Annotated in this window: 3 protein-coding genes and 1 pseudogene; 3 read left to right on the top strand and 1 reads right to left on the bottom strand. The window is 59.7% G+C overall.

All coding sequences use genetic code 11. The features are described 5' to 3' along the window. Positions 1-105: 105 nt before the first annotated feature. From istA to SOP97_RS20215, 3 genes and pseudogenes are all read left to right on the top strand, one after another. Positions 106-1,605, top strand: a complete 1,500-nt coding sequence (gene istA / locus SOP97_RS20225; RefSeq protein WP_322950604.1) for an IS21 family transposase — start codon at positions 106-108, stop codon at positions 1,603-1,605. Further along, positions 1,598-2,401: an IS21-like element ISPst3 family helper ATPase IstB gene (gene istB / locus SOP97_RS20220; RefSeq protein WP_322950603.1), complete on the top strand. Its 804-nt coding sequence runs from the start codon at positions 1,598-1,600 to the stop codon at positions 2,399-2,401. Before istA ends, istB begins: the two co-directional genes overlap by 8 nt. 196 nt (positions 2,402-2,597) lie before the next feature. Beyond that, positions 2,598-3,368 (top strand): annotated as a pseudogene (locus SOP97_RS20215) (IS5 family transposase); the annotation flags it as partial. A 342-nt stretch (positions 3,369-3,710) separates the two neighbouring features. Here SOP97_RS20215 and SOP97_RS20210 read toward each other — a convergent pair. Further along, positions 3,711-4,691 (bottom strand): IS5 family transposase, encoded by a 981-nt coding sequence (locus tag SOP97_RS20210; RefSeq protein ID WP_102688964.1) that lies wholly within the window; start codon positions 4,689-4,691, stop codon positions 3,711-3,713. Positions 4,692-4,792 lie beyond the last annotated feature (101 nt).

Here is a 4,792-nt window from a genome sequence, read left to right as displayed (position 1 = left end):
GACCGAACACTGACCCACTATCGGCTGTTCTGCCGACTGCACACTGACCCAGGTGATCCCCTGCTTCTGCTCAATATCCGAGCAGGAGAACCCAGGGTGATCAGTATGGAAATGATGGGCAAAATTCGCCGGATGTATTTCCGCGACAAGCTGTCGCTGCATGAGATAGCCAAGCGCACCGGGTTGGCGCGCAACACGATTCGCAAGTGGGTCAGAGCACCTGAGGCCAAGCCGCCGGTCTACCAACGCCGCGCGATCTTCAACAAACTCAGCCTTTTTCACGCCACGCTGGAGCAGGCGCTAAAAGCCGATTCGCTGCGGCCCAAGCAACAGCGGCGCAGTGCCAAGGCGCTGTTGGCGCAAATCAAAGCCGAAGGTTATGACGGTGGCTACAGCCAGCTCACCGCGTTTATCCGTGCCTGGCGAGGGGGACAGGGCAAGGCGTCGCAGGCCTTTGTGCCGCTGACCTTTGCTCTTGGCGAGGCGTTTCAGTTTGACTGGAGCGAGGAAGGCTTGCTGGTCGGCGGCATTTACCGGCGTATGCAGGTGGCACATCTGAAGCTGTGTGCCAGCCGTGCGTTCTGGCTTGTGGCGTATCCGAGCCAGGGCCATGAGATGTTATTTGACGCCCATACACGCTCGTTCGGCTCCTTGGGCGGCGTGCCGCGCCGGGGCATCTACGACAACATGAAGACCGCCGTCGACAAGGTCAATAAGGGCAAAGGCCGGGCGGTGAATGCGCGCTTTGCGGTGATGTGTGCGCATTACCTGTTCGATCCGGACTTCTGCAACGTCGCCGCTGGTTGGGAAAAGGGCATCGTTGAAAAGAACGTGCAAGACAGCCGCAGGCGTATCTGGCTAGACGCCCAGGACTGCCAGTTTCACTCCTTCGAGGAACTCAATGCCTGGCTGGGCCAGCGCTGCCGCGCGCTTTGGAACGAGCTGACGCACCCTCAATACAGCGGGCTCAGTGTGGCCGAGGTACTGGAGTTGGAGCGCGCCGAACTGATGCCTATGCCCGCGGCCTTCGACGGTTACGTCGAGCGGCCTGCGCGGGTCTCCAGCACCTGCCTGGTCAGTGTCGGGCGCAACCGTTACTCGGTGCCGTGTGAGTACGCGGGTAAGTGGGTCAGCAGCCGTTTGTATCCGACGCGAATCGAGGTGGTGGCTGACGACGCGCTGATCGCCAGCCATGTCCGCTTGCTGGATCGCGACCAGGTCAGCTATGACTGGCAGCACTACCTCCCGCTGATCGAACGCAAGCCCGGCGCGCTGCGCAACGGAGCGCCCTTTACTGATCTGCCAGCGCCGCTGCGTCAGCTTAAGCACGGTCTGGGGCGTCATGCCGGCGGTGACCGGATCATGGCGCAAGTCCTGGCTGCCGTACCGGTCGCCGGACTCGATGCCGTGCTGGTAGCCGTTGAGCTGGTACTGGAGAGCGGCAGCCTGAGCGCCGAACACATCCTCAATGTCGTGGCACGGCTGACAGCATCCGAACCACCACCCAGCGTCGAAACCCACTTGTCGCTCAAGGAAGCCCCCGTCGCTAACACGGCGCGCTACGACCGCCTGCGTGGCCAGGCCGAGGAGGTCGGTCATGCGTGATGTGATGGCGGAACGCAAGGGGCTGCGCCGGCACGGCATGGCCACGGCCTGGGCGGAGTTAACTGCACAGGGTGAGTCGAACACAGCCTCGTCCAAGTGGCTGCTCGAACACCTGCTGGAACAAGAGCACACAGATCGCGCCATGCGCTCGGTGAGCCACCAGATGAACATGGCCAAGCTGCCGATGCACCGCGATCTGGCCAGCTTCGATTTCAACGCCTCTAGCGCCGACGCACGCCTGATCAGCGAGCTGGCCAGCCTGGCCTTTACCGACACCGCGCAGAACGTGGTGCTGATCGGTGGGCCAGGCACCGGTAAAACCCACCTAGCCACCGCGCTGGCCGTGTCCGGCAGCACCCGGCCCGGTAAGCGCGCGCGCTTCGCCCCCCCGGTCGCTCGGGTCAATCGGCTGGAGCGCGAAAAACACGACGGCAAAGCCGGGCGGATCGCCCAGGCACTGCTGCGCATGGATCTGGTCATCCTCGACGAACTGGGTTATCTGCCGTTCAGCCAGGCTGGCGGTGCGTTGCTGTTTCACCTGCTGTCCAAGCTGTACGAACACACCAGCGTGGTGATCACCACCAACCTGAGCTTCGCCGAATGGTCGAGCGTGTTCGGCGACGCCAAGATGACCACCGCCCTGCTGGATCGGCTGACCCACCACTGCCACATCGTCGAAACCGGTAACGAGTCCTATCGCCTGCAACACAGTAGCTTGGCGGCCCAGGCCAAGATCAAATCACGGGAGCGAAAGCGTAAGGGCGGCCAAGAACCGGAGGACGATGAGCCGTTCTGATTTCATGGCGACGACGGCCTGCTACATGGCTGCGTGTGGCAGGTCTTAAACAACTGAACTGGGCTAGCGAAGGAGTGGGGGCAACAGCAGCTGCGCTGGTAGACTTATCCACAGTTGCTGGTAACAAAATCAGCAATCCGCCCTGGGTCAAATTTCAATCGGCAGGGTGGGTCAATTTTCCATCAGCGCCAACAGTTACAGCGATCCGGCGATGGAAGAGGCGCTGTACGAAACCACCATCCTGCGCCAGTTTGCTGGGCTGAGCCTGGAGCGCATCCCTGATGAAACCACTATCCTCAACTTCCGTCGCTTGCTGGAGAAACACGAGCTGGCCGCGGGCATCCTGGCCGTGATTAATGGCTACCTGGGCGACCGAGGGTTGTCGCTGCGCCAAGGCACGATTGTCGATGCCACGCTGATCAATGCGCCGAGTTCGACCAAGAACAAGGACGGTAAGCGCGACCCGGAGATGCATCAGACCAAAAAAGGCCAGCAGTACTACTTCGGTATGAAGGCCCATATCGGCGTGGACGTCGAGTCCGGCCTGGTGCACAGCGTGGTGGGCACGGCGGCCAACGTGGCGGATATCACCCAAGTCGACAAGCTGTTGCACGGTGAGGAAAACATGGTGGGAGCCGATGCGGGCTATACCGGTGTCGAAAAGCGTCCGGAGCATGATGGCCGGAAGGTTATTTGGCAGGTGGCGGCACGCCGCAGCACCTACAAGAAACTGGGCAAGCGCAGCGCTCTATACAAAGCCAAGCGCAAAATCGAGAAGGCCAAGGCGCAGGTTCGGGCCAAGGTCGAACACCCATTCAGAGTGATCAAGCGCCAGTTCGGTTATGTGAAGACGCGGTTCCGTGGCCTGGCGAAGAACACGGCGCAACTGGTGACACTGTTCGCGCTGTCGAATCTGTGGATGGCGCGCAGACATTTACTGACGAATGCGGGAGAGGTGCGCCTGTAATGCGGGGAATGGCTGCCGCGAGGTGCTTGCGGCGGCTAAAAACACAGAAATAAGCGGGTGATCTGATCGCTTTTGATCGATTTGCCGCTTTCAAAATCGGCGGAGGCTGAAGTTAGCCAGAAATACATGACTACTTCAGACCATCCCTAGGTCACCGCAATTGCGGATCTGTTTTCCGCAATTGCGGTGACGTTAGGGATGGTCTGAAGTAGTCATGTATTTCTGGCTAACTTCAGCCTCCGCCGATTTTGAAAGCGGCAAATCGATCAAAAGCGATCAGATCACCCGCTTATTTCTGTGTTTTTAGCCGCCGCAAGCACCTCGCGGCAGCCATTCCCCGCATTACAGGCGCACCTCTCCCGCATTCGTCAGTAAATGTCTGCGCGCCATCCACAGATTCGACAGCGCGAACAGTGTCACCAGTTGCGCCGTGTTCTTCGCCAGGCCACGGAACCGCGTCTTCACATAACCGAACTGGCGCTTGATCACTCTGAATGGGTGTTCGACCTTGGCCCGAACCTGCGCCTTGGCCTTCTCGATTTTGCGCTTGGCTTTGTATAGAGCGCTGCGCTTGCCCAGTTTCTTGTAGGTGCTGCGGCGTGCCGCCACCTGCCAAATAACCTTCCGGCCATCATGCTCCGGACGCTTTTCGACACCGGTATAGCCCGCATCGGCTCCCACCATGTTTTCCTCACCGTGCAACAGCTTGTCGACTTGGGTGATATCCGCCACGTTGGCCGCCGTGCCCACCACGCTGTGCACCAGGCCGGACTCGACGTCCACGCCGATATGGGCCTTCATACCGAAGTAGTACTGCTGGCCTTTTTTGGTCTGATGCATCTCCGGGTCGCGCTTACCGTCCTTGTTCTTGGTCGAACTCGGCGCATTGATCAGCGTGGCATCGACAATCGTGCCTTGGCGCAGCGACAACCCTCGGTCGCCCAGGTAGCCATTAATCACGGCCAGGATGCCCGCGGCCAGCTCGTGTTTCTCCAGCAAGCGACGGAAGTTGAGGATAGTGGTTTCATCAGGGATGCGCTCCAGGCTCAGCCCAGCAAACTGGCGCAGGATGGTGGTTTCGTACAGCGCCTCTTCCATCGCCGGATCGCTGTAACCGAACCAGTTCTGCATCAGATGCACTCGCAGCATCGCCATCAGCGGATAGGCCGGACGACCACCATCACCCTTGGGGTAATGGGGTTCGATCAAGGCAATCAACCCCTTCCACGGAACCACCCGATCCATTTCGATCAGGAATAATTCTTTGCGGGTCTGCTTGCGCTTGCTGGCGTACTCGGCGTCGGCGAAGGTCATCTGCTTCATCGGAAAACTCAGCGGGTGGAATCCGGGTATTTTGCCAAAATCAGGAAGTCTTCTTCAGAATTTCCCTAAGTCGTGATGATAAGTTGGGAMAAATCGCTGAT

The sequence above is a fragment of the Pseudomonas spirodelae genome, assembly GCF_034653255.1.
GTDB classification, from domain to species: Bacteria; Pseudomonadota; Gammaproteobacteria; order Pseudomonadales; family Pseudomonadaceae; genus Aquipseudomonas; species Aquipseudomonas spirodelae.
Note: the sequence above shows the minus strand (reverse complement) of the source record. Positions and strands in the feature narration are given on the sequence as shown.